Source organism: Luteibacter sp. 3190 (assembly GCF_031456385.1).
GTDB lineage: Bacteria > Pseudomonadota > Gammaproteobacteria > Xanthomonadales > Rhodanobacteraceae > Luteibacter.
On record NZ_JAVDUO010000004.1, the window covers coordinates 68337 to 91444 of the forward strand.

Here is a 23108-nt window from a genome sequence, read left to right on the forward strand (position 1 = left end):
GTTACCGGTTACGATTCCCGGCACCATGAGCCTCGCCGTCACCCTCTCTCGCGCGCAGGAAGGTGTCACCGCGCCGCAGGTCGTCGTCGAGGTCCACCTGTCCGGCGGCCTGCCATCCACCTCCATCGTCGGCCTGCCCGAAGCGGCCGTGCGCGAGGCGCGCGACCGCGTGCGCGTGGCCATCCAGAGCACCGCCTTCGACTACCCGAACCGGCGCGTCACCGTGAACCTCGCGCCGGCGGAGCTGCCGAAGGACGGCGGCCGCTTCGATCTCGCGATCGCCCTGGGCATCCTCGCCGCCGGCTCCCAGGTGCCGCGCGAACGTCTCGACGACTGCGAGTTCCTCGGCGAGCTGGCGCTCTCGGGCGAACTGCGCGCCGTGCCCGGCATCCTGCCCGCGCTGATACGCGCCCGGCGTAGCGGCCGGCGAATCGTCGTCCCGATGGCCAACGCCGCCGAAGCGGCGCTGATCGGCGAGGGCGACGTCCTCCTGGCCGAAAGCCTGGCCGAGGTCTGCGCCTGGCTGCGCGGTCAGGCCGAACTGACGAGCCCCGCGGCGGCCGACTTCTACCAGATGCCGACCTGCGGCCCGGACATGCGCGACATCCGTGGCCAGCACCAGGCGCGTCGCGCGCTGGAAATCGCGGCCGCCGGCGGTCACCACATCCTCCTCGTCGGCCCACCCGGTACCGGCAAGACGATGCTGGCCGAGCGCCTGCCGGGCATCCTGCCGCCGATGAGCGAAACCGAAGCGCTGGCCAGCTGCGCCGTGCGCTCCCTGTCCGGCGAGGACATCGATCCGCGTTGCTGGCGCCGGCGCCCGTTCCGCGCGCCGCACCACACGGCGTCCGGTGCCGCGCTCGTCGGTGGCGGATCCTCGCCGCGCCCGGGCGAGATATCGCTGGCGCACAACGGCGTGCTCTTTCTCGACGAACTGCCCGAGTTCACCCGCCACGTGCTCGAGGTCCTGCGCGAGCCGCTCGAGTCGGGACAGATCGTCATCTCGCGCGCGGCGCGGCAATCGACGTTTCCGGCGGAGTTCCAGCTCGTCGCCGCGATGAATCCCTGCCCGTGCGGCTACGCCGGCGACCCTCTCCACGAGTGCCGCTGCACGCCCGACCAGGTGCAGCGCTACCGCGCACGCATCTCCGGTCCACTCCTTGATCGCATCGACCTCTGCGTGCACGTGCCGCGCGTACCGATCTCCGAACTTTCGGCTCCACGCGGACCGCACGATGACGACAGCGCCACGGTGCGCGAGCGCGTCATGCACGCGCGCGATAAGGCGTTGGCGAGGGCAGGGCAACCGAACGCCGAACTCAGCGTCGTCAACCTCGAGCGCGACTGCGCGCTGCTCTCCGACGAACGCGAATGGCTCGAAGCCGCCCTCGACAAGCTCGGCGCATCGGCGCGCGCCTACCACCGCATCCTCCGCGTCGCCCGCACCATCGCCGACCTCGAAGGCGGCAGCGGTTGCGTCGAGCAATCGCACCTCGCCGAGGCGCTGCACTACAGGCGCTTCTGACCGATCTTCGGATCACCGCGAACGTCGACCTATTCCTCCGACGTCGACGCCGGCCATTCCGGCGCATCGGGGTCGAAGACGAGGATGTCGCCCGGCTGGCATTGCAGGTACTCGCAGATGGCCGCGAGGGTGCCGAAACGGATGCCGCGCACTTTTCCCGATTTCAACAGCGACAGATTGCTTTCGGTGATGCCGACGTGGGCGGCGAGGTCGCGCGATCGCACTTTGCGCAGCGCCAGCATGACATCGAGGCGAACAACGATTCCCATGCGTGGTCTCAGACGAAGCCGCGGTTGTCGTCTTCGAGGCGTCGTGCCTCGTCGAACAGGCGCGCGATGAAGAACAGGAGGGCGGCGACGATGAGGGCGAGCACGCGCCCGTCGTCGAAGCCGACGGTGATGAGTCCATGCCCACCATGCGCGACGAACAGGCTCAGCTGCATGATCGGCGGGAGGAGCAGGTCGGCGACGACGGACAGCAGGTAGAGCAGCGCGAAGCGCCGGAAGCTCCGCGTCATCGAGCGACCGAACGGATCGCCCGCCTCAACGGCGCGTAACGTCGTGGCGAGGGATAGCAGGCTCAGCACGGCCAGCGCGATCACGACGCCGCTGGCGACCAGGCGCCACGTGCGCGGCAACGCCTGCCCGGTGACCTGGATCACGCTGTTGTCCGACACCACGGATACGCCGAGCAGCATCAGGACAAGCAATGTGCTCGCCGCGAGCGTTAGCCAGCGTAGTTGCCGAGCCCGGCGTTGCACGAATTGCGATCTCATTGTTGAACGGCCATTGTTTTCTGTATTACAGTAAATAAAGTCGGTTTAACGAAGATTACCGAACGCATGGCGGCAGCGCAACCGTCGGTGCGACGTAGCGCCGTGCCCGACGAATTCAGCTGCGCCGCCCGCGGCGCGAACCCCGACCCTGACGACAGGTTCCTCTCATGAAAACACGTTATGTCCGGCACTTCGTGGCCTTGCTCGCATGCGCGGGCTCGCTCGGTGCCATGGCTCATCAGTCCGATCCCACCCGCCGCGCCGAGGCGGCGCTCGACGCATGGCGAATGAACGAGGTGAGCGCGCTGTTGCCGACGCTACCCGAGACGGCCGCGGCCGATTACGTGCGCGGGGTCGCCGCGAACCGCGTGAACGACATCGAGGGGTCGAAGCGCTATCTGCTGCGTGCGTTGCCACGGCTGGAGCAGGCGCATTCTCCGCTGGCGCTGAATACGCTGTTCGCCCTCGCCGACGACTACCAGAAGAGTTACGCCTACGCCGACCAGGCACGCGTCCTGCGCGACGTGTTGCAGGACCACGGTGCCGAACTCACGCCTGGGAACGTCCCGGGGGTGAAGAGCGTCCTGGCGCTGGCAAGCGCGCTGGCCGGCTCGCCGCCGCAGACCGTCACCTTCTCCGGGCCGTCGCAGGTGCCCATCCGGCGCAATCCCCTGGGCACGCTGGACGTCGATGCCGTGGCGAACGGGGTCAGCGGGTCGTGGATGCTCGACTCCGGCGCCAACTACTCCGTCGTCAGCGAGAGCTTCGCCAGGCAGCTCGGGCTTTCCGCGACGGGCGCGATCGACGGACTTGCGAGTAGTACGGATGCCACGTTCCAGAGCAAGGTGGCCGTCGTCGACGAGATTCGTCTCGGCAGCGCGACGCTCCGTCACGTCGCCGTGCTCGTCGTTCCCGACGAGCAATTGATGATGAAGCTGCCGACGGCCCAGCATCAGATTTCGGCGGCCTTCGGATTCCCCGTCTTTCAAGGCCTGGGCCGGATCCGCTTCATCGGCGACAAGGCGATCGCGATCGGTTCGGAGGCCGATGCCGTCGACGACGGCACGCCGCTCTTCATGGCCGACCTGAGTCCGGCCGTCCTGCTGCGCGTGGAGGGGGACATGCTTCCCTTCATCCTCGACACGGGTGCCAGCGCGACGGGTCTGACGTATCCGTACTGGAAGAGGGTGAAAGCACGCGCGAAAGACTGGCCGCACGCCCAGCATGCGACGGCGGGCGCGGGAGGAACGCGCAGCTACGACACGGTCAGGCAGCCGGAATGGAAGGTCGCCGTCGGCGGCGGCGACGTGGTGCTGAAGAACGTGCGCGTCGAGACGGTCAGTCGCGCCGGCGTGGGCAGCGCCCCGATGTTCGGCATCCTGGGGCAGGATCTCTGGGCGAACGCCGCCGGCTTCACGCTCGACTTCCGGTCGATGCGCTTCCGCATCGACAAGACCACGGCCGGGTCTACGACCGCGCTGCGGTGACCAGCGGCCACGCCGCCATGGCGGAGGCGACGACGGAATGCAGTTCGTCCGTCGTCGTTCCGCCTCGCGCGCTGAGGCTCAGGCCCCTGTAGACGGTGGCGTAGAACGCGGCCACGGCCGCGATGTCGGTTCCGGCGAGGACGTCACCGTCGGCGATGCCCTTGCGCAGCCGCGCCGAGAAGTTCTCGTTGTTGGCCTCGCGCAAGGCGCGGAGACCGGCCTCGACATCGGGAGGCAGGTCGCCCGCCTCGCCCGCCGTCTGCTCGACCATGCAGCCGCTCGGGAAGTCGGTGCGGGAAAAGACGGTCACGGCGTTTCGCAACAACGCCTCGACGCTATCGCGCGCGGTGGGCAGGGCCATGGCGCCCGATACGAGGTCCGCGTGGAGCGCGACGTAGCGATCGACGGCCGCCCGGTAGAGGCCCGCCTTCGAACCGAACGCCGCGTAGAGGCTGGGCGAGGCGATCTCCATGGCGCCGATGAGGTCGTTCATGGACGTCGCCGCGAAGCCCTTCGCCCAGAACACGCGCATGGCCCGTTCGAGCACGGCGTCCCGATCGAAGGTGACGGGGCGGCCGCGCCTCGCGGCGGGGGACTTCGGTTGACGGGGCATCGTCCTGCTCCTGATTTGTTTGTCGATCATTACATAAATTGCTTGCGGCCGGAAAACAACGCCGGTAGGATTTATGTATCGATCGACACATAAATCAACCAGAGGCCCTGACCATGACTTCTTCGACCCTCCCTCTCGCCAGAAAACGGGCGCTCGTTACCGGCGCGGCCCGCGGCATCGGCGCGGCCATTGCCTTGAAGCTCGCCGAGGACGGCGCCGATGTCGCGATCACTTACGAGAAGTCGGCCGCCAGGGCCGAGGCGCTGGTGGCCGAGATTCGTCGCCTCGGGCGCCAGGCCGTCGCGATCCAGGCCGACGCGGCGAGCCCGGATGCACCCGTCGCCGCGGTGCACCGTACCGTCACGGAACTCGGTGGCCTGGACATCCTGGTGAATAACGCCGGCGTGCTGGTGGCGGGTGCGTTCGCGGACCTGACGCTGGAACAGATGGACATGCAGCTGAACGTCAACGTGCGCGGCGTGTTCGTGATCACCCAGGCGGCACTCAACCATATTCCGGACGGCGGTCGCATCATCACCATCGGCAGCAACGCCGGGCTGTCGGTGCCATTCCCCGGCATCGCCGTCTACGCGGCGACCAAGTCCGCCATGGAGAGCTTCACGCGAGGACTCGCTCGCGAGCTCGGCCCGCGCCACATCACCGTCAATCTCGTCCGGCCCGGCCCGATCGATACCGACATGAATCCGGCGGAAGGTCCGCTCGCGGCGTCGATCCTGCCGAGCCTTTCCATCGCCCGCTACGGCAAGACGCGCGAAGTCGCCGAGGCCGTGGCTTTCCTCGCCGGACCGGGCGCCGCCTATGTCACGGGCTCCGGCATCCTCGTCGACGGCGGCATCAGCGCCTGAGCGTCCGAAAGCATCGAAGGAGATAAGACATGACGAAGATGATCGTGGTCTGCACCGGCGACGAAGGCACCCGATTCGATCGCGACTACTACGCCACGGAGCACTTCCGCGTGGCGATGGCATCGTGGGGCAAGTACGGCCTTCAGTCCGCCGAGGCGTTCTTCCCCTACGCCGGCTCCGCCGAATGGATCTCCATCGGCGTCTACACCTTCGCTTCCGAACAGGGTGTGCACGACGCTCTGGCGAGTCCCGAAACCCAGCAGGTGATGGACGACGTGACGAACTTCACCGACGCGACCGTGGTGCTCAGAAGTCTGTTCACGCCGTTCTGAGCGACGCGATCAGCGTTCCGCGAGCGGCTCGTCGGCAAGCATGCGGTCGGCGAGATCGAGCATCGCGCGCAGTCGATCCATGTGCCTCAGGTCCTGGTGGTAACCGACCCAGATGTCGCGCGACGGGGGCGGCGTCTCGGTGTCGATGCGCTGCAACCCCGTCACGGCGTCGCCCAGCGGTCGCGGCAGCACCGCGAGGCCCATGCCGCGCAGGCACATCCGCGATTGCACGCTGCGGCTCGTGCTGGTGAAGGCGCGACGCGCGCGCGGGAAACGGTCGAGCAGCCACGCGACATCGGGGAAGTGCGCCTGCGCCGTGTTCATGAGGATGAGGCCGACGGATGCCGGATCGTCATGCATGGCGCGCACGGTCTCCGCCGAACCGTAGAGGCCGTAAGGCATCGTCATCAGCCGGCGCTGCACGATGTCCGGTTCGCTGAAGGGCACGATGCGGAACGCGACGTCGGCGTCGCGACGAGAGAGATCCAGCAACCGATAGCTCGCGATGACCTCGGGCACGACGGCCGGATGCAGCCGGCTCATCTCGCTAAGGACGGGTGCGAGGACGTAGCCAGCGAACCACTCCGCGGACGATATCCGCAGGATGCCCTCGAGGCGTTCCTGGTTACCGGCGAGGCGCCGCTCCATGGACAGGGCGGCGTTCTCCATGGACTCGGCGAGCGCCATGACGGCGTCGCCCGCGTCCGTGAGCAGAAGCCCGTCGCGCGTGCGGCGGAAGAGGGGCTGTCCCGCTTCGTCCTCCAGCGCCTTCACCCGTCGGCCGACGGTCGGATGACTGACGCCGAGGCGTCGCGCCGCTTCGCCAAGGGACCCACCGCGGGTCACCGCGAGGAAGATCCGGACATCGCTCCATTCCATCTCGTCGGCCGTTCAAAAGTGAACGGTGAATATGCAGCAATGGCAGTGCCCGGACAATCCTGCACGCGCCAACATGGTTCGCACCGTTTCTTTCCCCGAGGTCACCATGCCATCCCCATCGAATGCCGGACGTCCTCCGGCGCGGCCACATCCGGATTCGCCGACCACACCGGTCTGGGCCGACGTGCCCGCGCGCACGTCGCGCCGCGGCGACTTCTGGATCACGGGCGATCGCGTCGAGAAGGACGGGGCGCACTACCAGGCGGGCCCGATGTACGTCGCCTGGGAGGCGCCCGTCGATGTCACGCAGGCACTGCCGATCGTGCTCGTCCACGGCGGCACGCTGCAGGGAACCGAATGGGGCGACACGCCCGACGGGCGTCCGGGCTGGGCGCAGCGATTCGTCGAAGCGGGTCATGCCGTGTTCGTCGTCGACCGGCCCGGCCACGGCCGCTCGCCGTACCATCCGGACATCCTCGGGCCGACCAGTCCGCCGTTCTCCTACGAGCGCGGCCGTGCCGTGTATTTTCCCGAGGGCGGTGGCGAAACGCAGTGGCCGTTCGATCCGTCCGACGCGGACGCCTTCGACGCGTTCATCGCGGCCTACGGTCCGATGCCCGCCGATCTCGCGCACGCGCAAAGCCTCGACGCGGATCGCCTCTCGCGTCTGCTCGATCGCATCGGTCCGGCCATCGTCGTGACGCATTCCGCATCGGGGCCCGATGGCTGGCTGCTGGTGGATCGGCGCCCGGATCTCGTCCGCGCGATCGTCACCGTCGAGCCCATGGGGCCGGCTTTCGGACACACGCCCGGTATCGGCACGCTCACCTGGGGCCTGACCGCGGCGCCCATGCGCTTCGATCCTCCGCGCGCCACGCCGGACGAGGTGCGCGCGGCCGCGGCGGAGACACTGCGCATCCCGTCGCTCGCCGGGCTGCCCGTCGCGCTCGTCACCGGGGAAACGTCGGTGTTCGCGACCTTCGCCCCTTCCATCATCGGTTTCCTGGAGCACGCGGGCGCGCGTGTCGACCATCTGCACATGCCCGCGCATGGCATCCACGGGAACGGGCACGGGATGATCTACGAAAAGAATTCCGACGACGTGCTCGCCGTCGTGCTCGCGTGGCTCGACGGTCTTCGCACCCGCTGACCGGTTCATTCCACGGCGCAGAGATCGAAGATCGTTTCGCGCAGCCAGCGATGCGCGGCATCCGCATGGAGGCGGGGATGCCAGATGGCGACTGGGCTTCGAGATCGTTAGCGCGGGTGCACCGCTGCTGGCGGCGAAGGTGGGTAAGGCCGGGACGATTGCGCGGGCAGCGGATGAGGCGGCTGCGGCGGCTGATGCGGCGCGTGTGGGTGAGGAAGCTGCGGCGGTGGGCGCGCGTGGTAACTTGGCAGGTAGTGGCGCCGCTCCTAGCAGTAGGGGAGCGAGCTTTGGTCAAGCGACATCAAATAATTATCGTGCGACTTTCTTCGCAGCTAATCCCGAGCTAGACGGGCAAGTAGTAGTTCATCATGCTGTTGAGCAAGGTGTGCTCACCAAGTTCCCGGGTGTCGTGTCTGAAACAGAGATTCATTCGCTTGAGAACTTGCGTGGAATACCTAAAGAAATCAACGCTGATGTTCACTTGAGCAAAATCCGTGTCGAGTGGAATCGCTTCTATAAGCCGTTCCTCGAAAGTGGTACACGTCCTACGCAAGAACAGTTGCTACAAAAAGCGACGGAAATCGATAACAAGTTTGGTTCGCAATTTAGACCACGAGTAAGGTAGGAAAGACAATGATCTATTATGTTGTTGAGCCAGAGGTTGCTGGCGGCTTCGGTGAGAACACCAAGATCGATCACTCGTCGGGCAGGATGGAAGTCGAAAGACTGCACTACAAGTTTGATGGTTGGCTAGGTGACCAACTTTTGGAAAGCACACCCTGCTATATCGCATCTGAGCAGTTGGCAGAAGCGATTAGCCGAGAAGGACTGTCAGGCGTTCAATTCGCGGAAGTAGAAATTTCAGTCTCAGATCAGTTCAGCGAGATGTACCCCAATCGGAAACTGCCAAGATTTGTCTGGTTAAAAGTATCTGGTAGCCCGGGAGACGACGATTTCGGAATTGCTTCTGGCCTGAGGCTCGTTGTCTCAGAGCGCGCACTCAATTTGCTCAAGAGAATGGGTATTTCGCATGCGGCATCGATCATACCCTTCTGATGTGGTGGCTAACTTGAACTAAGTGTGACGCAGACAGAAAATTTAGAGAGAACTGTAGAGCTCTACCAAGCCGAGACCTAGACGGTCGATACTGGTCTTCCAAGTATCAGTGATCTGATCGATCGCGCCGTTCGGACATGACGACGGCATAGTCGGGGGAGCGACCGGGAGATGGAAGTCGCTTTGTCTAAAGAAGAATGCATGCTCATGCGGGCGTTCTTCTTTGGCGGCTCACACAAGCTTGGCCGGCCGGTCCGATTCAGGATTGCGTTGGCGCTGAAGGACACTCTGGCAGCCATATCCGAACGGGAATGCCATCAGCGGCACGCCGGAGCAGAGGGAGATCGCGCAGCGCGCACTGTCCATCTACGACGCCGCCACGCGCGAGGGTGCACGCACCACCTACTACGATGTCTCGCAGATCCAGGTGGCCCAGGACGCGGTGAGCGCTGCGCTCAATGGCAGCGCGCTGCCAGCCAGCAGCGACCTCATCACGGCGCCGACGCTGCTCACACCCTCGGCCATCAACACGGTCGATCTGGCTCCCGTCAACGTGACCGCGAATGTTCCGGCCGATGACAGCTTCTTCGGCGGCATCGGCAGCCAGCTCGCGCAGAACTATCGCGCCAGCCGGCAGGTGATCGATAACGTCCTTCAGGGTGCGAACCACCTGATCGATCACGCAGACGCCACCATCGATACCGCGCGCGGTGCGCTTCGCGACTGGTCCAGCCAGCACGGTGGCGTGATCGGTGGAGCGATCGGCAAGTACGTTTCCGATCAGATCGGTGCGGCGCAGGGCTTCGGTCTGGCGGCAGCGAAAGCCGTCACGGGCACGGCGAGCCTGGCGGTGTCGGTCTCTGACGTCACCAACCCCGCCAGCTGGGTGCTGGATACCGAGCGCAACATCGACCACGTGATGAGCACGTACCGGACGCTGGACACGATCGATTCGGTGACCAGCCTGGGCCGGTGGGCAGCCGATCCGCAGCAGTCGCTGCACAACGCGACGGCGCTATGGGATGGCGTGACGGCGGAGTATCGGAAGGACCTGGCGGCGGGAGACGCGTCGAAGGCGGTTGGTCGGTTGAGCTTCGAGGTCGTTAGCGCGGGTGCACCGCTGCTGGCGGCGAAGGTGGGTAAGGCCGGGACGATTGCGCGGGCAGCGGATGAGGCGGCTGCGGCGGCTGCGGCGGCTGATGCGGCGCGTGTGGGTGAGGAAGCTGCGGCGGCGGCTGCGCGGGGTGGGGATGTTTCTGCGGCCGGGGTGGGGCGTGGTAGCGCCACGAAAAATACCGTTGAAAGGACTGTCGCTGGTGAGACTACTTCGACTGCGATTGGCAAGTCGGTCCATGCTCAACTGGCTGCAGCACGACGTGCGTCTGGTGACTTCGATTTAGTTAATCAAGCGATCGTTGATTCGGCGGGAAATCCTGTCGAAGTGGTCCGACGAGTTGATCTGTCAACTGGAAAGCCGGTACTTCAGTCTGGATCACAGGTGTCTAAGCCTGATGCGATACAATTCAAGAATGAAGTGATTATTGACGACAAGCCGCTGGGTCGTTTTGCTTCGACGTAGTACTTAAATTGAGTGATATAGCCAGCCGGTCCAGGACGCAGTAAGCGCCGCGCTCGACGGCAGCGACCTCATCACGGCGCCGACGCTGCTCACACCGTCGGCCATCAACACGGTCAATCTGGCCCCTGTCACGGTGACCGCGAATGTTCCAGCCGATGACAGCTTCTTCGGCGGCATCGGCAGCCAGCTTGCGCAGAACTATCGTGCCAGCCGGCAGGTGATCGATAACGTCCTTCAGGGCGCGAACCACCTGATCGATCGCGCCGACGCCACCATCGATAGCGCCCGCGGTGCGCTTCGCGACTGGTCAGCACGGCGGCGTGATCGGAGGAGCGATCGGCAAGTACGTCTCCGACCAGATCGGCGTGGCGCAAGGTTTCGGTCTGGGCGCGGCACGCGCCGCCACCGGCACGGCGAGCCTGGCGGTGTCGGTCTTCGACGTCACCAACCCGGTCAGCTGGGTGCTGGATACCGAGCGCAACATCGACCACGTGATGAGCACGTACCGGACGCTGGACACGATCGATTCGGTGACCAGCCTTGGCCGGTGGGCGGCCGATCCGCAGCAGTCGCTGCACAACGCGACGGCGCTGTGGGATGGGGTTACGGCGGAGTATCGGAAGGACCTGGCGGCGGGCGACGCGTCGAAGGCGGTTGGTCGGTTGGGCCTCGAGGTCGTTAGCGCGGGCGCACCGTTGTTGGCGGCGAAGGTGGGCAAGGCCGGGACGATTGCGCGGGCAGCGGATGAGGCGGCAGCGGCGGCGGCTGCGCGGGGTGGGGATGTTTCTGCGGTGGGGGTGGGGCGTGGTAGCGATCCGATCGATGCGCTCAGAGGCCCAGTCGCGTTCCGAGCACCTCCTGGGGCTACACCTGAAGAGATCGCTCAGCTTCAGGCATATGTAAAGGGGAGTAATGAGGCACTTCAGGCAGGCGCGCTATCACCGACTGGGCGCGTCACTACAAAGGGTAGTCTGAGAATCGATGCGTCGGCTGCCGCCGGGGAAAAACGCGCGCGAGCCTTGGCTAACGGGAGGCCATATCAGGGAGATGCGGGCCACGTTCCGGACACGACTTGGACAGGAAACGCACAACCCCACTCGTGGCTCGACCTGTCGCCACGTGTAAGCTCTAGCCTCGGTGGCCAAGCGACAAGGTATCCGGTTGGGTATCGATCAACACTATTCATATTTGAAGGGCCCGAGTGATGATTGATTGGAAGGCCGAAATCTCCCGCATCGTTTCTTGGAAGCAAGTGATTGCGGAAAACGATAATCAGAAGGCATATCCGTGGCATCTTCCGAGCGTTGCCGCGGCGGCTCAAGACATTGCTGCAGCCGAGAACGCGGCCGGGATGGCATTTTCCACACAGCACAAGGAGTTCCTTCGGTACGCGGATGGTTGGCAGGGCTTTCTGATCACGATCGATTTGTTCGGAACAAAAGATTTCCTTGATGGTCGTGCTGAGAAAGTAATGCAGCGCGAAGAAATCAGAAGCTTCACTAAGAAGTTAGGCCTTCACGAGGGAGAATTTGTGCCTATCGGCGCCTCTGAAGCAGAGCTCGACATCTTCTTGCATATCTCACCAAGTGCGGAAGGTCTTCCGGGGGGCGTTGTTTGGTTTGCAAGCGAGGAAGTCGACCGATTTGAGTCGTTCGTGGATTTTTTCGCAGCCATGGTCAACTACAACGCCAGAATTGCGCATCGCGTTGCGGGAGGCGTTTCTCTGCCTGATATGCCCTAATTATCGGGCAGAAGAATCCCGAGTCTGCCGTGACTGACCCCGGAAACAAAGGAGCTTGTCAAAAACTCGTATGAAGTGCTCCGTTTTCGCTCTCCGAAGCGCAGGCGCCTTCTACTCCGTCGTCACACTTAACTCAATCGAGATATTTCAGTCTGCCCAGGACGCGGTAAGCGCCGACGGCAGGGCCCTGCCAGCCAGCAGCGACTATCTGAAGCGCGCCGCCGACATCGTGGGCACCGACCGCCTGCTGTTCTCGACGGACTTCCCGTATCAGTATCGCGAAGGCAGCGATGCGGGATCGTTCGTCGAGCGCTGCGGCCTCGCCCCTGAGGACATGGCCGCGTTCGCCTCCGGCAACTGGGAGCGCCTGACGGCGGCGATGGTGCGGTGATCCGGCATGCCCCGAAAGAGTTAATACTTATTTCATGTACTGGATAGTTGACAAATAGGGGGTCGGGGCGGAGAATTCTGTACCAGGCGGTTCTCTAAAGGGCTGCCCGCCCCGCTCCGGTGCTGGATACCCCTCCCTCCCCCCGCTCCAGCACCGGAGCCCGGCCTTCTTCGAGCGGCCACCCCTTCGCCCGCATATCGGCCCGCCATCCTTGGCGCCGGCCGATTTTTCCTTTTGGGGCACCGGATCACGCCGCCGAGGCGGGGTGGAACTGGTCTTCCTCGGTCGAACCCGTGAGTGCCGACAGCGAGCTCAGCGAACCGGCGATCACCTGATTGACCGTGTCGAAGTAGCCCGTGCCCACCTCGCGCTGGTGCTTGGCCGCGGTGTAGCCGTCCTTCTCGGCCGCGAACTCCGCTTCCTGCAGTTCGACGTAGGCCGCCATCTGGCGGTCGCGGTAGCCGCGCGCGAGCTGGAACATCGAGTAGTTCAGCGCGTGGAAGCCGGCGAGGGTGATGAACTGGAACGCGTAGCCCATCTCGCCCAGGCGCTTCTGGAACTGGGCGATCGTGGTTTCGTCCAGGTTCTTCTTCCAGTTGAAGCTCGGCGAGCAGTTGTACGCGAGCTTCTTGCCCGGATACTTCGCGTGGATCGCCTCGGCGAAGCGGCGCGCCTCGTCCATGTCCGGCGTGGAGGTCTCGCACCAGATCAGGTCCGCGTAGGGCGCATAGGCGAGGCCGCGGCTGATGGCCTGGTCGATGCCCTGGCGCGATTCGTAAAAGCCTTCCACCGTGCGCTTGCCGGTAAGGAACGGCTTGTCGTGATCGTCGACGTCGGAGGTGACGAGGCCGGCGCCCATCGCGTCCGTGCGCGCCACGATCAGCGTCGGCACGCCGGCGACGTCGGCGGCGAGACGCGCGGCGACCAGTTTCTGCACCGCTTCCTGCGTCGGCACCAGCACCTTGCCGCCCATGTGGCCGCACTTCTTCGCACTCGCGAGCTGGTCTTCGAAATGCACGCCTGCCGCGCCGGCTTCGATCATGTGCGACATCAGCTCGTACGCGTTGAGCACGCCGCCGAAGCCGGCCTCCGCGTCGGCCACGATCGGCACGAGCCAGTCGATGCCGTCCTTGCCTTCCGCGTGATGGATCTGGTCGGCGCGAAGCAGCGTCTTGTTGATCTTGCGCACGACGTTCGGCACGGAGTCGACCGGATACAACGACTGATCGGGGTACATCGTGCCAGCGGTATTGGCGTCGGCGGCCACCTGCCAGCCCGAGAGATAGATGGCCTGAAGGCCGGCCTTCACCTGCTGCATGGCCTGGTTGCCCGTCAATGCGCCCAGCGCGTTGACGTACGGTTTGTCGTGGATCGAGCGCCACAGACGTTCGGCGCCGCGGCGGGCGAGCGTGTATTCCACCTGCACCGTGCCGCGCAGACGGACGACGTCCTCGGCGGTGTAAGGGCGCTCGACGCCGCTCCAGCGGTCGTTGTTGGTCCAGTCGAGCGTGATCTGTTCGGCGGTATGCGTCTTCATCGAAGGCTCCTTGGGAGACGGGTGATCAGGCGAGGTATTCGTAGGCGGGCAGGGTGAGGAAGTCGCGGAACTCGTCGGCGTGCGTGAGCGCGGCGATCAGTTCCGCCGCCTCCTTCGCCCGGGCCGCACCGGGGTGCGTGCTGCCGGCGAGCAGGTGTGTGTGTCGCGCGAGCGCGTGGTCGAAGAGGCTGCGCGTGACCGGCGCGTGGTCGCTGAATTCCACCGGGCCGTGATGCAGCCATTGCCACAGCTGCGCGCGCGCGATCTCCGCCGTGGCGGCATCCTCCATGAGGTTGTGGATCGGCACGCAGCCGAGGCCGTCGAGCCACGCGGCCGTGTAGCGCAGGCAGACTTCCACGTTGTTGTCGAAGCCCTGGCGAGTGATCGTGCCGATGGCCGGCGCGATCAGCTGGTCGCGGCCGACCTCCACGTCGTCGCGTGTGACGTGCAACTGGTTCGGCGTCGGCATGTGCGCGTCGAAGATCGCCTGCGCGATGGGAACGAGCGCGGGGTGGGCGACCCAGGTGCCGTCGTGGCCCGCCGTGACCTCGCGCAGCTTGTCCGCGCGAACCTTGGCCATCGCGGCGTCGTTCGCCGAGTCGTCGCCCTTGATGGGAATCTGCGCCGCCATGCCACCCATCGCGAAGGCGCCACGGCGGTGGCACGTACGGATGAGCAGTTCGGAGTACGCCTTGAGGAAGGGCACCGTCATCACCACCTGGCCGCGCTCGGGAAGCAGGCGGTCGGCGTGCGCGCGGAACGTTTTCAGGTACGAGAAGATGTAATCCCAGCGCCCGCAGTTGAGGCCGACGACGCGTTCGCGCAGCGCATGCAGGATCTCGTGCATCTGGAACACGGCCGGCAGCGTCTCGATGAGCACCGTCACCTTCATCGTTCCGCGCGGCAGCCCGAGCACGCTTTCCGCGTGCGCCATCACGTCGTTCCACAGCGCCGCCTCTTCCATGCTCTGCAGCTTGGGTAGGTAGAAGTAGGGGCCCCGGTCGCGCTCGTGCAGCTTCTTCGCGTTGTGGAACGCGAAGAAGCCGAAGTCGACCAGCGAGCCGGACATCGTGTCGCCATCCACCTCGGCGTGGCGCTCCGGCAGGTGCCACCCGCGCGGGCGCACCACCAACACGGCCGGATTGTCGCCCACGCGGTATCGCCTGCCGTCGGCATTGACGAATTGGATGCTGCCGCCGACCGCGTCGCGCAGGTTGCGCTGGCCCTCCATCTGGTTCGCCCAGGTCGGCGCGCTGGAATCCTCGAAGTCGGCCATGAACACTTTCGCGCCCGAATTCAGCGCGTTGATGATCATCTTGCGCTCGACGGGACCGGTGATCTCCACGCGACGATCCTGCAGGGCCGCCGGAATGGGGGCGACGGTCCAGTCGCCCTCGCGGATCGCGACGGTGTCCGTGCGGAAGTCCGGGAGGTCGCCAGCGTCGTAGCGCTGCTGGCGGGCGGCGCGCTCGGCGAGCAGGGCGAGGCGACGGCGTTCGAAGCGACGGTGGAGGTCGGCGACGAAGCCCACCGCGCCCGGCGTCAGGATGTCGGCATAGGCGTCGGTCCCATCGCCGAAGCGGGTGCCGGCCAGCGGATCGATCGCGCTCTGGGGAACTGCCATGGACGTGTCTCCGGATCGGGTCTGGAGGTCACGCTAGGACCGGCGCTATGCTTTTGACAAAGCATATGTTTCAAAGCGATGCATTAACGAAATAAATAACTAGTGCAAGCCATTGTCTTAGTTGCGGAAAAAGAATGGTCCGAAAGGTGAATCCAGCCAGAAAGAGTGCCTCGCGGCCACCGACAGCGACGCCGGCGCCGCGCGGCGCCGGGGACGAGGCTGGCCGGTTCTACTACAAGGGCAACCGCCTCAAGCAGCTCAGGGCGTTCGTCTACACCACCCGCCTGGGCACCTTGAGCCGCGCCGCCGAGGCGCTGTTCCTGTCCCAGCCGTCCATCAGCCTTCAGATCAAGGCGCTCGAGCGCGAGCTCGGCGCGGTCCTCCTCGAGCGCACCCGGCGGCGCGTGACGCTGACGGACGCCGGCGAGGCGCTCTACGAGATGGCACGCCCGCTGGTGGAAGGATTCGAGGGGCTCGACCGGGAGTTCCACACGAAAACGCGCGGCGCACAGGCGGGTAAGCTCACCGTGGCGGCGGGATCGTCGACGATCCAGTACCTGCTTCCGGAGCTGGTGAAGGCGTACCGCGAACGGTATCCCACGGTCCACCTGCAACTCGCCAACGTGACGGGCAAGGACGGGCTGGCGCTGCTACGTGCCGACGAAGCGGACATCGCCATCGGCTCGATGCTCGACGTGCCGAACGACATCGCATGGGCGCCCGTCTACCACTACGACCCGATGCTCATCATGCCGCCCGACCATCCGCTGGCCGCGCGCGACGACATCCGCCTCGAAGATCTTTCACCCTACGGCCTGATCCTTCCGCCGCAACGCCTCACCACGTTCCGTCTCGTCGACATGGTCTTTCAGCAACGCCGTGTGCCGTACACGGTCGCGATCGAGGTCGGCGGATGGGATGTGATCAAGCAATACGTGGCGATGGGCCTCGGCATCTCGATCGTCACCGGCATCTGCATCACCGATGCCGATCGCGAGCGGCTCGCCGTGCGCAACCTGCGCCGCTACTTTCCCCAGCGCAGCTACGGCGTTGTGATGCGCAAGGGAAAGTTCCTCAGCCCCGAAGCACGCGCGTTCATCGACCTGATCCGCCCGGGACTCCTGACACACCGCGACTACGACGAGCCGGGGCACTCGGAACGGTGAGGCTCAGGCACGAATATCGATGGCTTTCACGCCCTTGATGGCAGCCGCAAGATAGTTGAGCCCGCGAGCGCTCATGCTGAATTCCGCGTAGATCTTTTCGGGCTGAAGGCTGCCGATCCTTCGAGCCATCGCGCGCACCTGTCGCGTGCCGTCCCGCACCTCGCGCAGAAAGTCGAACGGTATCTCGGCACGCGGTCTTCCGTCGGAGTCCCTCGTCGCATCACGGAACCGATAGTACACGTCGAGCGACATCGCTCCGTCCTTGCACAGAGCTCTCGCCAGTTTCTCGAGTTCCGATGGGAGAACCCTTGTCAGATCGACATCACGGAGGAGGCTCCTCACACCGGGGGACACGTCCTGTGCAAGGCGCGCCACATCAGCGCGACGTTGGCCGACCTTTCCCAATGCGTCGACCTTCGCTGGTGGTGTCTCGAATCGACCTAACCAGGAGGGGACGATCATGGATCCTTACCCTTCGCGGAATTCTCGACAGGATTCCTTCAGCGGCGAGCGGCGTCTGTCGGTCATCGCGATGAGTACGTGTCATCCCGTCGCGTGGAGATGCGGGCGCCCCGATGTCGGCGGACGCACGCATTCGAAGCGACGTTTCCTGCCCCGGTCCGTCAGGCTCCGCTATGTGGGCCACGGGGGCACGCGTCGTAATGTGACCGCGCGCAATCGAGCGCGATAGGGACACTGAAAATGAAATACATCATTCCCATGATGGTCGCGGTGGCGGGTCTTTATGCTTTCCCAGAGCCGGTGCGATCAGAGCCGAACAGTTCCGGGCGTGGAAGGTGCATCGGTTATGTGCCGGAGCTGAAGCTGTCAGGTCGTATAGAAGCGCTACAGGAGGAAGAAGTACTGCGATGGACGACTACATGCACAAGCTCGGCGTATGCCTCCACGTCGGCTGGCGTGTTAGCCATTATTCAGGAGAAGGTGCCGGGCGGATGGAGGACTCTCGCATCGGGCACCTACGCCAGCATCCCCACCGTTCCCGGAACGTACCGCGTCGTCCTGAAGAGTATCTCGGCTTACTCGACCACCTACACTCTCAGGCACCGGAGAGGCCTGGGATAGCCTGGAGTCGTGGTCGTAGGGCGTTATGGGGCATGTCGCGCGGAGGCAGTAGGGACACTTCGATGCAGACCTGCTCAGGCGCCGCGGTGTTTGCCGGTGTAGCCGACGAACATCGCGCGGATGCGCGACATGTCGGCGTCTGGCGTGTCGGTGGCGTGGATCAGCGGGCCGACCGTGAACGTCTTCGACGGGTAATCGATGAAGATGGGGAGGATGGGGACGCCGGCTGCGCGGGCGATGCGGAGGAAGCCCGACTTCCACTGCTTCACCGGTTTGCGCGTGCCTTCGGGTGCGATGCCGAGCCACATGCGGTCGTGGGTCGCGAAGCGGTCCACCATCTGCGCGACGACGTCCGTCGCGGCCTCGCGGTCGATCGGCACCATGCCGAGGCGGCGGACGATCGGGCCGAAGGGGCCGTTGAGTACCTCGCGTTTGATCATCACGCCGAGGTCCAGGCCCATCGCGGACTTCATCAGCAGGCCCCACACGCCGTCCCAATAGGACGAATGCGGCGCGCCGATCACCACCACTTTCGGCAGGTTCGGCAGTTCGCCGACGAGCCGCCAGCCGCTGCGCCGGATCGCCCAGCGGCTGAAGCGCTTCCACCACGAATCGTGAAGCGACGGAATCTCCGGACCGAGCCGTTCGGGGTACGGAGTCAATCGTGGCTCCAGTCGCGCGAGCGCGCGCGCTTGGTCTGACCGCGTTGCGCCTTCCCGGTCAGGCGGCGCTCCTTCGAAGCGCGCGTGGGCTTGGTGGCGACGCGCTTCTTCGCCACCACGGTGCCCTCCCGGAGGATCTCCGCGAGGCGGTCGCGCGCGTCGTCGCGGTTGCGCGCCTGGTCGCGGAAGCGCCGTGCCTGGATCACCAGCACGCCGGCATCCGTCATGCGCCGGTCCTTGCGCGCGAGCAGGCGCGCGCGCACGTCGTCCGGCAGCGACGGCGATCCGGCGACGTCGAGGCGTAGTTCTACCGCGCTCTCCGTCCGGTTCACGTGCTGGCCGCCGGGGCCATCGGCGCGCGTGAAGCGTTCGACGAGTTCGCTGTCGGGAATCGCGATGGTGGCGGTCACGATGAGCATGTGGCGCGGATTCTAGCAGCGAGGGGCGGACAGGCGGCGTGACCGTCGCTGCGCACCGCTGTTGGAGCGCACCTGGGCGCGATTAGGAATGCTTGCCGCGAGCACCCCTATCGCGCCCGGGTGCGCTCCAACGGGGGAAGGACCTTTCTCAGGCCTTGTCGTGCCAACGGTCGTATGCCTCGCGCCAGCCAAACTGGTCGAGCAGGCGCGTCCACGTGGCATCGGGTCCGGCGCGCACGATCATCCGCTCCGCAGTCGCCGGGTGCTCGAACGAGAGCGACGCCGCGTGCAGCAGGAGTCGGTGCGACGCGAAGTGGATCTTGAACAGACGGTTGTGGTCGCCGCGCCCGTGCTGGCTGTCGCCGACGATCGGGTGATGGATATGCGCGAAGTGCTTGCGGATCTGCCGGAAGCGCCCCGTCCGGGGCTCGGCGGCGACCAGCGAGTAGCGTTGCTTCTCGTAGCGGCCGAGCGGGATGTCGACTTCGACGGTGCCGAGGCGCTCGTAGTCGGTGGTCGCGTCACGCCGCGGTCCGGTTTCGCGCGAGCCCGGCAGGGGATAGTCGATCGTCCCCTCGGTGGGCTCGGGCCAGCCGCGCACGACCGCGGCATAGCGTTTGTGCACGGTGCGGCCCATGAACTGCTCGCCGAGACGGCCCGCGATGTCGGCCGAGCGCGCGACGAGCAGGACGCCCGACGTCGCACGATCCAGCCGATGCGCGAGGTGCAGTGGCCCCTCCACCTGCTCGCGCAGCAGGTCGATCAGGAAGGCGTCGTCGGGACCGACGAACTTCGACCGGTGAACGGCGAGATTCGCGGGCTTGTCGACGGCGACGATGTCGCCGTCCTGATAGAGGATGCCGAGCACCGGTCAGGACGCGCGGCGCGGCCAGCCCGCGACGAACGCGAGCACGCCGGCGATCGCGGTGACGGCGGCGGGCCAGGTGCCTCGCGGTGCGAGCGTGCCGATGAGCGCCGCGCACACGAGCAACGACGCACCCAGCAGGCCGCACGCGACGAGCCGGCGCATGCGCCGCGCGTCGTCCCGCGCGAGGGCGATCGCCAGCGGATCGGCCACCTGGCGATGCTCGCCGCGTGCGACCTGGCGAAGGGCGTCGCGTACGAGCTCCGGCATCCGCGGCGCCGACTGCACCCACTCGGGCAGGCGCCGACGCACGTCGCGGAGCGTCGCGCGCATGCTGTAGCGCTCGCGCAGGATCCGGCGCAGCACGGGATGCGCGACGGCCCAGATGTCGATGTCCGGATCGAGCATGCGACCGACGCCTTCGATGTTCAGCAGCGTCTTCTGCAGCAGGATCAGCTGCGGCTGCAGCGTGAGCTCGAAGCGGCGCGCGGTCTGGAACAGCTTCACCACCAGCTCCGCGATCGAGATCTGCGAGAGCGGGCGCGTGAAGTACGGTTCGCACACGGTGCGCACGGCGGCTTCGAGCTCGTCGAGGCGGATCGTCGCGGGCATCCAGCCGGCCGCGACGTGCAGCTGCGCGATGCGCGCGTAGTCGCGTTCGAACAGCGCGATGAAGTTCTCCGCGAGCCAGAACTGATCCGCCTCGGGCAGCGAACCCATGATGCCGAAGTCGAGCGCGATGAAGCGCGGTTCCTCGATGCGCGACGTGTCCACCCAGATGTTCCCGGGATGCGCGTCGGCGTGGAAGAAGTTGTCGCGGAACACCTGCTCGTAGAAGAGGCGCACGCCCTTCTCGGCGAGTTGCTTGCGGTCGAGGCCGGCGGCGTCGATCGCCGCGATGTCGTCGGCGCTGACGCCGCGCACGCGTTCGAGGGTGAGCACGCGCTCGGTACTGAAGTCCCAGTGGACCTCGGGAACGTACAGGTCGACGCCGCTCGCGAAATTGCGCCGCAGCAGGCTCGCGCTGGCGCCTTCGCGCTGGAGGTCGAGCTCGTTGGAGAGCATCTTCTCCACTTCCGCCACAACTTCGAGCGGCCGGATCTTGTCGGCGTTCGGATGCCAGCGCTGCGCGAGCTCGCCGAGCGCATGCAGCAGGTCGATGTCGCGCGCGATGCGCTTGTCGATGCCGGGACGCAGCACCTTCACCACGACCTCGCGGCCATCGTGGAGCGTGGCGGCGTGCACCTGCGCGATGGATGCGGAAGCGAGCGCGACTTCATCGAACGTCGCGTAGAGCGTCGTCACCGGCGCCTTGAGTTCGCGTTCGACGATGGCCCGCGCCTCGGCGCCGGGGAACGGCGGTACCTGGTCCTGCAGCAGCGCCAGCTCGTCCGCGACGTCCGCCGGAACGAGATCGCGCCGCGTCGAAAGCACCTGGCCCGCCTTGACGAAGATGGGGCCGAGCTCCGTGAGAGCGAGGCGCAACCGCGCGCCGCGCGACAGTCCGCGCGTGTCGGCCGGTGCGCCAGGAAAGAACGGGCGGACGAGTTTCAGCGGGCGATAGAGGTGCGCGCCGTCGACGAGTTCGTCGAGCTGATACTTGAGCAGGACGGCCGCGACGCGGAGGAGGCGCGGGGCGAGGCGCAGCGACGTCATGCGCCGCCTCCCTTCAGCGTGCGCTCCAGTCGGGCGAGGCGTGCCTCCGCGCGTTCGGTGCGTTCGCGCAGCGCGTCGACGCCGTCGAGGAAGATGTCCATCTCGCCCGGCGCCACGGCCACGCGCGCTTCGTCGCGAAGCCAGTCGGCCGTGTCGCCCGTGAGATGGGACGCGGTCTCCTTCGCATGGCCGAGCCCCTCGCGGAACGCTTTCGCCAGCGGCACGCCGATCACATCGCCGAACGTCTTCGCGAAGGCTTCCTCGACATCGGGCGCGTACTGCCGGGCGAGGCGTTCGAGGCGCCGCGCCAGTTCGGCATCGCCCGCGATATCCACCTTTCCCGGGGCCACGCTCTCGTCGTCGCCGCGCAACGCCATGGCGAGCAGGCTGCCGGGCGACGCCGTGACGCGCAGGCTGCCGCCTTCCTCGGTCGGGCCGACGCGCAGGCGCCCCTTTTCGACCGAGATCCGGATGGCGAGCTCCGGTCCGCTCAGGTGCACCTGCACGCTGCGGCCGTCGAGCGCGTCGAGGCGGGCACGGGTGTCGGGGTCGAGGTCGACGGCGCGGTTCAGCGCGGCTTCCATCGCCCGGCCCGCGAGGACGCGTAGCGGGCGGGGCAGGAACGAGGTGGGGCCGGCGTCGGCCTTCGGGCGATCGGGAGTCATGCCCGGATTGTAGCTTGGCGGGTCCGCTCCCATGCGTGGACGCGGTGTGCACGGTGTCGCGGGTCTAGGGCGCGGCGCCTTCGAAGCCGTTCTGCCGCCATGCCTCGAACACCGCCACGGCCACCGCGTTGGACAGGTTGAGGCTGCGGTTGTCGGGCCGCATCGGCAGGCGGATGCGCTGGTCCTCGGGCAGGGCGTCGATCACCTCATCGGGCAGGCCCGCGGTCTCGCAGCCGAACAGGAAGGCGTCGTTGTCGCTGTAGACGGGCGCCGTATGCAGCCGGCGGCCGCGGGTCGAAAAGGCGAAGACGCGTGGGTGACCGATCGCGGCGAGGCAGGCGTCGAGGTCGTCGTGCACGGCGACGCGGGCGAACTCGTGGTAATCCAGTCCGGCGCGGCGCAGGCGGGTGTCGTCCAGCTCGAATCCAAGCGGTCGTACCAGGTGCAAAGCCGCGCCGGTATTGGCGCACAGGCGAATCACGTTGCCCGTATTGGGCGGTATCTCGGGGCGGAAAAGGATGACGTGGGGCATGCCCCCATTATGACGCCGAGCGCGGGCAGACGATGCCGTCGGGCGGCAGGGCGCAGCTCGTCGCCGTCAGCGTGGCCGTCTGGCCGACGCCGGCCAGCTGGATGGGCTCGCCGGCGTACGTGAGCATGTTGCCCAGGATCAGGCCGCAGACCAGCAGCGAGGCGACGAGCAGGCTGCGGAGCATCAGGAGTTCGTGTTTCATGGTGTCGGTTCCTTGATCGAAGATTCTTGGAGGTCAGAACATCTGGCCGAGGGTCAGGCCGCAGACGAGCATCGAGGTCACGAGCAGGCTGCGCAGCATCAGCATTTCGTACTTCATGGCGTTCTCCTCATCGTGTGCCGGGTCGAGAGCCGACCGGCTTGGCACGGTTAGTAACGCAAACGCCGTGCCAGCCTTTAAGAGGCTGCAATCAGCTGATTCGCATGAGGTTTGTCAGGTCGGTCCGCGTGCGCGGGCTGTCCGCGGACACTGACCACGCGTCAACGGACACCGTCCGTACACCTG

At 66.1% G+C, this 23108-nt stretch carries 27 protein-coding genes; 12 read left to right on the top strand and 15 right to left on the bottom strand.

Annotated elements, in window-relative coordinates; genetic code table 11:
• The first annotated feature begins 25 nt into the window (after positions 1-25).
• Positions 26-1525, top strand: coding sequence for a YifB family Mg chelatase-like AAA ATPase (locus tag J2X58_RS15940; protein WP_090057706.1), 1500 nt, complete (start codon positions 26-28; stop codon positions 1523-1525).
• Between the two features lie 29 nt (positions 1526-1554).
• Here the strand turns inward: J2X58_RS15940 and J2X58_RS15945 are convergent, their stop codons facing one another.
• Both J2X58_RS15945 and J2X58_RS15950 read right to left on the bottom strand, forming a co-directional pair.
• The gene (locus J2X58_RS15945) at positions 1555-1794 is read right to left on the bottom strand and encodes a helix-turn-helix transcriptional regulator (RefSeq protein ID WP_090057704.1); all 240 of its coding nucleotides are present in this window, start codon (positions 1792-1794) and stop codon (positions 1555-1557) included.
• An 8-nt stretch (positions 1795-1802) separates the two neighbouring features.
• Positions 1803-2234 (bottom strand): DUF2975 domain-containing protein, encoded by a 432-nt coding sequence (locus J2X58_RS15950; RefSeq protein WP_310049291.1) that lies wholly within the window; start codon positions 2232-2234, stop codon positions 1803-1805.
• 233 nt (positions 2235-2467) lie between these two features.
• Here J2X58_RS15950 and J2X58_RS15955 point away from each other — a divergent pair, with 233 nt between their 5' ends.
• Positions 2468-3787 carry a retropepsin-like aspartic protease gene (locus tag J2X58_RS15955; RefSeq protein ID WP_310049293.1) on the top strand — a complete coding sequence of 440 codons (1320 nt, stop codon included), beginning with the start codon at positions 2468-2470 and terminating at the stop codon, positions 3785-3787.
• On the opposite strand, the gene J2X58_RS15960 is transcribed toward J2X58_RS15955, so the two are convergent.
• Positions 3768-4400, bottom strand: coding sequence for a TetR/AcrR family transcriptional regulator (locus J2X58_RS15960; RefSeq protein ID WP_310049295.1), 633 nt, complete (start codon positions 4398-4400; stop codon positions 3768-3770). The two genes, J2X58_RS15955 and J2X58_RS15960, sit on opposite strands and share 20 nt — an antisense overlap.
• Before the next feature lie 113 nt (positions 4401-4513).
• Here J2X58_RS15960 and J2X58_RS15965 point away from each other — a divergent pair, with 113 nt between their 5' ends.
• Both J2X58_RS15965 and J2X58_RS15970 read left to right on the top strand, forming a co-directional pair.
• Positions 4514-5266: an SDR family oxidoreductase gene (locus J2X58_RS15965; protein ID WP_310049297.1), complete on the top strand. Its 753-nt coding sequence runs from the start codon at positions 4514-4516 to the stop codon at positions 5264-5266.
• A gap of 29 nt (positions 5267-5295) precedes the next feature.
• Complete coding sequence (locus J2X58_RS15970) at positions 5296-5598, top strand: EthD family reductase (protein ID WP_090057691.1); 303 nt, start codon at positions 5296-5298, stop codon at positions 5596-5598.
• A 9-nt stretch (positions 5599-5607) separates the two neighbouring features.
• Here J2X58_RS15970 and J2X58_RS15975 read toward each other — a convergent pair whose 3' ends face one another.
• On the bottom strand, positions 5608-6477 hold the full coding sequence (locus tag J2X58_RS15975; RefSeq protein WP_310049298.1) for a LysR family transcriptional regulator: 870 nt from the start codon (positions 6475-6477) through the stop codon (positions 5608-5610).
• A 106-nt stretch (positions 6478-6583) separates the two neighbouring features.
• Here J2X58_RS15975 and J2X58_RS15980 point away from each other — a divergent pair, with 106 nt between their 5' ends.
• The 7 genes from J2X58_RS15980 (at position 6584) to J2X58_RS16010 (ending at position 12394) form a co-directional block, all read left to right on the top strand.
• Positions 6584-7627, top strand: a complete 1044-nt coding sequence (locus tag J2X58_RS15980) for an alpha/beta fold hydrolase (protein ID WP_310049299.1) — start codon at positions 6584-6586, stop codon at positions 7625-7627.
• Between the two features lie 139 nt (positions 7628-7766).
• Positions 7767-8252, top strand: coding sequence for a hypothetical protein (locus J2X58_RS15985; RefSeq protein WP_310049300.1), 486 nt, complete (start codon positions 7767-7769; stop codon positions 8250-8252).
• 8 nt (positions 8253-8260) lie between these two features.
• The gene (locus tag J2X58_RS15990; RefSeq protein WP_310049301.1) at positions 8261-8683 is read left to right on the top strand and encodes a hypothetical protein; all 423 of its coding nucleotides are present in this window, start codon (positions 8261-8263) and stop codon (positions 8681-8683) included.
• Positions 8684-9125: 442 nt separating this feature from the next.
• A complete protein-coding gene (locus J2X58_RS15995) occupies positions 9126-10262 on the top strand; it encodes a hypothetical protein (RefSeq protein WP_310049305.1) in 1137 nt (378 codons plus the stop codon).
• Positions 10263-10552: 290 nt separating this feature from the next.
• Positions 10553-11467 (top strand): hypothetical protein, encoded by a 915-nt coding sequence (locus J2X58_RS16000; RefSeq protein ID WP_310049307.1) that lies wholly within the window; start codon positions 10553-10555, stop codon positions 11465-11467.
• On the top strand, positions 11467-12003 hold the full coding sequence (locus J2X58_RS16005; protein WP_310049310.1) for an SMI1/KNR4 family protein: 537 nt from the start codon (positions 11467-11469) through the stop codon (positions 12001-12003). The genes J2X58_RS16000 and J2X58_RS16005 overlap by 1 nt, the downstream gene beginning before the upstream one ends.
• Positions 12004-12073: 70 nt before the next feature.
• Positions 12074-12394: a hypothetical protein gene (locus J2X58_RS16010; protein ID WP_310049313.1), complete on the top strand. Its 321-nt coding sequence runs from the start codon at positions 12074-12076 to the stop codon at positions 12392-12394.
• Positions 12395-12641: 247 nt separating this feature from the next.
• On the opposite strand, the gene aceA is transcribed toward J2X58_RS16010, so the two are convergent.
• Positions 12642-13931 carry an isocitrate lyase gene (gene aceA / locus J2X58_RS16015; RefSeq protein ID WP_310049315.1) on the bottom strand — a complete coding sequence of 430 codons (1290 nt, stop codon included), beginning with the start codon at positions 13929-13931 and terminating at the stop codon, positions 12642-12644.
• Positions 13932-13956: 25 nt separating this feature from the next.
• Positions 13957-15555, bottom strand: a complete 1599-nt coding sequence (gene aceB / locus J2X58_RS16020; protein WP_310049317.1) for a malate synthase A — start codon at positions 15553-15555, stop codon at positions 13957-13959.
• Positions 15556-15701: 146 nt separating this feature from the next.
• On the opposite strand from aceB, the gene J2X58_RS16025 reads away from it, so the two are divergent.
• The gene (locus J2X58_RS16025) at positions 15702-16721 is read left to right on the top strand and encodes a LysR family transcriptional regulator (protein WP_177191199.1); all 1020 of its coding nucleotides are present in this window, start codon (positions 15702-15704) and stop codon (positions 16719-16721) included.
• A gap of 3 nt (positions 16722-16724) precedes the next feature.
• Here J2X58_RS16025 and J2X58_RS16030 read toward each other — a convergent pair whose 3' ends face one another.
• From J2X58_RS16030 to J2X58_RS16070, 9 genes are all read right to left on the bottom strand, one after another.
• Positions 16725-16973, bottom strand: coding sequence for a hypothetical protein (locus J2X58_RS16030; RefSeq protein ID WP_310049320.1), 249 nt, complete (start codon positions 16971-16973; stop codon positions 16725-16727).
• A 905-nt stretch (positions 16974-17878) separates the two neighbouring features.
• Positions 17879-18466, bottom strand: coding sequence for a 1-acyl-sn-glycerol-3-phosphate acyltransferase (locus tag J2X58_RS16035; RefSeq protein WP_310049322.1), 588 nt, complete (start codon positions 18464-18466; stop codon positions 17879-17881).
• On the bottom strand, positions 18463-18885 hold the full coding sequence (gene arfB / locus J2X58_RS16040) for an alternative ribosome rescue aminoacyl-tRNA hydrolase ArfB (protein WP_310049325.1): 423 nt from the start codon (positions 18883-18885) through the stop codon (positions 18463-18465). Before arfB ends, J2X58_RS16035 begins: the two co-directional genes overlap by 4 nt.
• 148 nt (positions 18886-19033) lie before the next feature.
• On the bottom strand, positions 19034-19753 hold the full coding sequence (locus tag J2X58_RS16045) for a pseudouridine synthase (RefSeq protein WP_310049327.1): 720 nt from the start codon (positions 19751-19753) through the stop codon (positions 19034-19036).
• Between the two features lie 3 nt (positions 19754-19756).
• Entirely contained in the window at positions 19757-21406 is a 1650-nt protein-coding gene (ubiB, locus tag J2X58_RS16050; protein WP_310049330.1) for a ubiquinone biosynthesis regulatory protein kinase UbiB, read from the bottom strand.
• Positions 21403-22071 (bottom strand): SCP2 sterol-binding domain-containing protein, encoded by a 669-nt coding sequence (locus J2X58_RS16055; RefSeq protein ID WP_310049332.1) that lies wholly within the window; start codon positions 22069-22071, stop codon positions 21403-21405. The genes ubiB and J2X58_RS16055 overlap by 4 nt, the downstream gene beginning before the upstream one ends.
• Positions 22072-22135: 64 nt before the next feature.
• Positions 22136-22603 (bottom strand): tRNA (cytidine(34)-2'-O)-methyltransferase, encoded by a 468-nt coding sequence (locus tag J2X58_RS16060; RefSeq protein ID WP_090057663.1) that lies wholly within the window; start codon positions 22601-22603, stop codon positions 22136-22138.
• A 7-nt stretch (positions 22604-22610) separates the two neighbouring features.
• Positions 22611-22805 carry a hypothetical protein gene (locus tag J2X58_RS16065; protein WP_090057661.1) on the bottom strand — a complete coding sequence of 65 codons (195 nt, stop codon included), beginning with the start codon at positions 22803-22805 and terminating at the stop codon, positions 22611-22613.
• A 33-nt stretch (positions 22806-22838) separates the two neighbouring features.
• Entirely contained in the window at positions 22839-22970 is a 132-nt protein-coding gene (locus tag J2X58_RS16070; protein ID WP_255364576.1) for a hypothetical protein, read from the bottom strand.
• Between the last annotated feature and the right edge of the window lie 138 nt (positions 22971-23108).

Bases quoted from the DNA above. Each gene is read 5' to 3' on its own strand.
- J2X58_RS15940 (WP_090057706.1), top strand. From the start codon at position 26: ATGAGCCTCGCCGTCACCCTCTCTCGCGCGCAGGAAGGTGTCACCGCG.
- J2X58_RS15945 (WP_090057704.1), bottom strand. From the start codon at position 1,794: ATGGGAATCGTTGTTCGCCTCGATGTCATGCTGGCGCTGCGCAAAGTG.
- J2X58_RS15955 (WP_310049293.1), top strand. From the start codon at position 2,468: ATGAAAACACGTTATGTCCGGCACTTCGTGGCCTTGCTCGCATGCGCG.
- J2X58_RS15960 (WP_310049295.1), bottom strand. From the start codon at position 4,400: ATGCCCCGTCAACCGAAGTCCCCCGCCGCGAGGCGCGGCCGCCCCGTC.
- J2X58_RS15965 (WP_310049297.1), top strand. From the start codon at position 4,514: ATGACTTCTTCGACCCTCCCTCTCGCCAGAAAACGGGCGCTCGTTACC.
- J2X58_RS15970 (WP_090057691.1), top strand. From the start codon at position 5,296: ATGACGAAGATGATCGTGGTCTGCACCGGCGACGAAGGCACCCGATTC.
- J2X58_RS15975 (WP_310049298.1), bottom strand. From the start codon at position 6,477: ATGGAATGGAGCGATGTCCGGATCTTCCTCGCGGTGACCCGCGGTGGG.
- J2X58_RS15980 (WP_310049299.1), top strand. From the start codon at position 6,584: ATGCCATCCCCATCGAATGCCGGACGTCCTCCGGCGCGGCCACATCCG.
- J2X58_RS15990 (WP_310049301.1), top strand. From the start codon at position 8,261: ATGATCTATTATGTTGTTGAGCCAGAGGTTGCTGGCGGCTTCGGTGAG.
- J2X58_RS16005 (WP_310049310.1), top strand. From the start codon at position 11,467: ATGATTGATTGGAAGGCCGAAATCTCCCGCATCGTTTCTTGGAAGCAA.
- J2X58_RS16010 (WP_310049313.1), top strand. From the start codon at position 12,074: ATGAAGTGCTCCGTTTTCGCTCTCCGAAGCGCAGGCGCCTTCTACTCC.
- aceA (WP_310049315.1), bottom strand. From the start codon at position 13,931: ATGAAGACGCATACCGCCGAACAGATCACGCTCGACTGGACCAACAAC.
- aceB (WP_310049317.1), bottom strand. From the start codon at position 15,555: ATGGCAGTTCCCCAGAGCGCGATCGATCCGCTGGCCGGCACCCGCTTC.
- J2X58_RS16030 (WP_310049320.1), bottom strand. From the start codon at position 16,973: ATGTCGCTCGACGTGTACTATCGGTTCCGTGATGCGACGAGGGACTCC.
- arfB (WP_310049325.1), bottom strand. From the start codon at position 18,885: ATGCTCATCGTGACCGCCACCATCGCGATTCCCGACAGCGAACTCGTC.
- ubiB (WP_310049330.1), bottom strand. From the start codon at position 21,406: ATGACGTCGCTGCGCCTCGCCCCGCGCCTCCTCCGCGTCGCGGCCGTC.
- J2X58_RS16055 (WP_310049332.1), bottom strand. From the start codon at position 22,071: ATGACTCCCGATCGCCCGAAGGCCGACGCCGGCCCCACCTCGTTCCTG.
- J2X58_RS16060 (WP_090057663.1), bottom strand. From the start codon at position 22,603: ATGCCCCACGTCATCCTTTTCCGCCCCGAGATACCGCCCAATACGGGC.
- J2X58_RS16065 (WP_090057661.1), bottom strand. From the start codon at position 22,805: ATGAAACACGAACTCCTGATGCTCCGCAGCCTGCTCGTCGCCTCGCTG.